This window comes from Streptomyces sp. NPDC006265, assembly GCF_040613555.1.
In the GTDB taxonomy this organism is placed as follows: domain Bacteria; phylum Actinomycetota; class Actinomycetes; order Streptomycetales; family Streptomycetaceae; genus Streptomyces.
Genome location: NZ_JBEXSH010001165.1, coordinates 1 through 2,250 on the forward strand (window position 1 = coordinate 1; position 2,250 = coordinate 2,250).

The window sequence follows — 2,250 nt, forward strand, 5'->3', positions numbered from 1 at the left end:
AGGCGCTCAGCGCCTCGGGGACGAGCGCCCGGTTGTTGTCCCAGTCGATGAGGCCGGCGACCCACTGCTCGGCGTCGAGGGGCCGCAGCGGCATCGGCGCTATGGCGCCCACCGCGCAGCGCACACCCCGGCGCGCCGGGTCCAGGACCAGGGCCACGGACGCCACCGCGCGCCCCGGGCCGGTCCGGCCGGTCGCCTTGAGGAAGACCTGCGGGGCGTGCAGCAGCGGCACGCGCACGTAGCCGACGAGTTCGCCGGCGCGCAGCATGTCCACCCCGGCCAGCAGGTGCGACACGGGGATCTCCCGGCGGACTCCGCCCGGGCCCGCGACGATCAGAGTCGCCTCCAGGGCGGCCAGGACCGGCAGCGCGTCCCCGGTGGGGGCGGCCGAGGCGATGTTGCCGCCCAGGGTGCCCGCGTTGCGGATGTGCGGCGGGCCCGCGGCGCGCGCGGCGGCGGCGAGGGCCGGGATCAGGGCCGCGAAGTCGGGGCGGCCCATGCGCGCGTGCGTGAGGCCCGCGCCGAGCAGCGCGTGACCGTCCAGGTACTGCCAGCCGCGGATCTCGCTGATCCGGCCGAGCCCCACCAGGGCGGCGGGCCTGAGCTGCCCGGAGTTGACGGCGGCCATCAGGTCGGTGCCGCCCGCGACGGGCACGGCGGCGGGCACGGCGGTGAGCGCCGCGACGGCCTCGTCCAGCGTCGTGGGCAGCGTGACGGCCTGCGCCGCCTGCGGTGCGTGCGTGGTCAAACCGGCTGCCCCTTCCCGCTGCCCCACCTGGTCCCACCTGTGCTGCCGTACGGTACGTGCTGACAGGGCGGACGTGGCAACTCTGGCACATCTTGGCGAGAGCCGAAGACACGGGTCCGCTAGGAGGCATTCGCCCACCTCACCGGCGAGATGGTCCGTTTTCGCACTGGTTCACCAGTGCGTACCGATTGGCACTTTCGGTGACCCTTGTGCGCTTTTTCCGTGGCCTGTTCGAGCTGTTCGGTCGTGACGGGCGCTGCTACCGGTTCGGCGGCGGACCGTCGATCGGGCGGCCCAGCACCCCGGGACGCCGCTGCCAGGGCAGGGGCCCCGTGGGGGGCCGGTAGGCGACGCCCAGGGCGTCGAGCCGCCCGTAGTGCGCGGCCATACGGCGCCGGAAGTCGGCGAAGTCCCGTTCCACCGGGGCGGGCAGGGCGCTCCAGGCGACCTCCGCGAGGGCGGCGAGGCGGGGGAAGGCCTGATAGTCCACGCGCGCGTGGTCCTCCATCACCTCGGCCCACAGGTTGGCCTGCGTGCCCAGCACGTGCCGGGCCTCCTCGGGCGTCAACTCCGATGGAACGGGCTCGAACCGGTAGACGTCCTCCAGGGTGCGCACCCACCCGATCGGTACCGGCTCCTCGGGGCCCGGGTCCTGACGGTGGTCCAGGTACACCTGCTGCTCGGGGCACATGACGACGTCGTGGCCGGACCGGGCGGCGGCGATGCCTCCCGCGTAACCGCGCCAGGAGGAGACGGCGGCGCCCTCGGCGAGCCCGCCTTCGAGGATCTCGTCCCAGCCGATCAGCCGGCGCCCGCGCGCGGAGAGCCACGCGTCGAAGTGCTTGATGAACCAGGACTGGAGCTCGTCCTCGTCCGCGAGCCCGAGTTCCCTGATCCGCGCCTGGGCGGTCTCCGACCGCCGCCACTGGTCCTTGGGGCATTCGTCGCCGCCGACGTGGACGAACTCCGAGGGGAACAGCTCGAGCACTTCCTCCAAGACGCCCTCGTAGAAGCGCAGGGTGTTGTCGGTGGGGGCAAGTACGTTCGGGTTGATCCCCCAGTTGTCCCAGACGAAGACGGATGTGGTGTCGATGACGTCGGTGTTGCCGAGTTCGGGGTACGCGGCGATGGCGGCCTGCGAGTGGCCCGGCACGTCGATTTCGGGGACGACGGTGATATGCCGCTCGGCGGCGTAGGCGACGATCTCGCGGATGTCGTCCTGGGTGTAGTAGCCGCCGTGCGGCTTGTCCTCCCACAACGGCGAGGCGCGGTGGCCGGTTTTCGTACGGGCGCGCCAGGAGCCCGTCTCGGTCAGCCGCGGATGCTGCTTGATCTCGACGCGCCAGCCCTGGTCGTCCGTCAGATGGAAGTGGAAGACGTTGAGTTTGTGCGCCGCCATCAGATCGAGGGCCGTGACCGTCACCAGGCCCGTTATGTCCGTGCCCGAGTTGGTGATGAAGCACTTCGTGCCGTTGATGATCCACTCGTTCGTCGACTCGTCC

Annotated in this window: 2 protein-coding genes; both read right to left on the reverse strand. The window is 71.9% G+C overall.

Annotated features, from left to right (window positions below; translation table 11 throughout):
- The coding region (locus tag ABZ281_RS46600) for an FAD binding domain-containing protein (protein ID WP_356664588.1) at positions 1–748 on the reverse strand (748 nt) is incomplete at its 3' end.
- Between the two features lie 259 nt (positions 749–1,007).
- Positions 1,008–2,250: family 20 glycosylhydrolase (locus ABZ281_RS46605; protein ID WP_356664589.1), on the reverse strand; the 1,243-nt coding region annotated here is incomplete at its 5' end.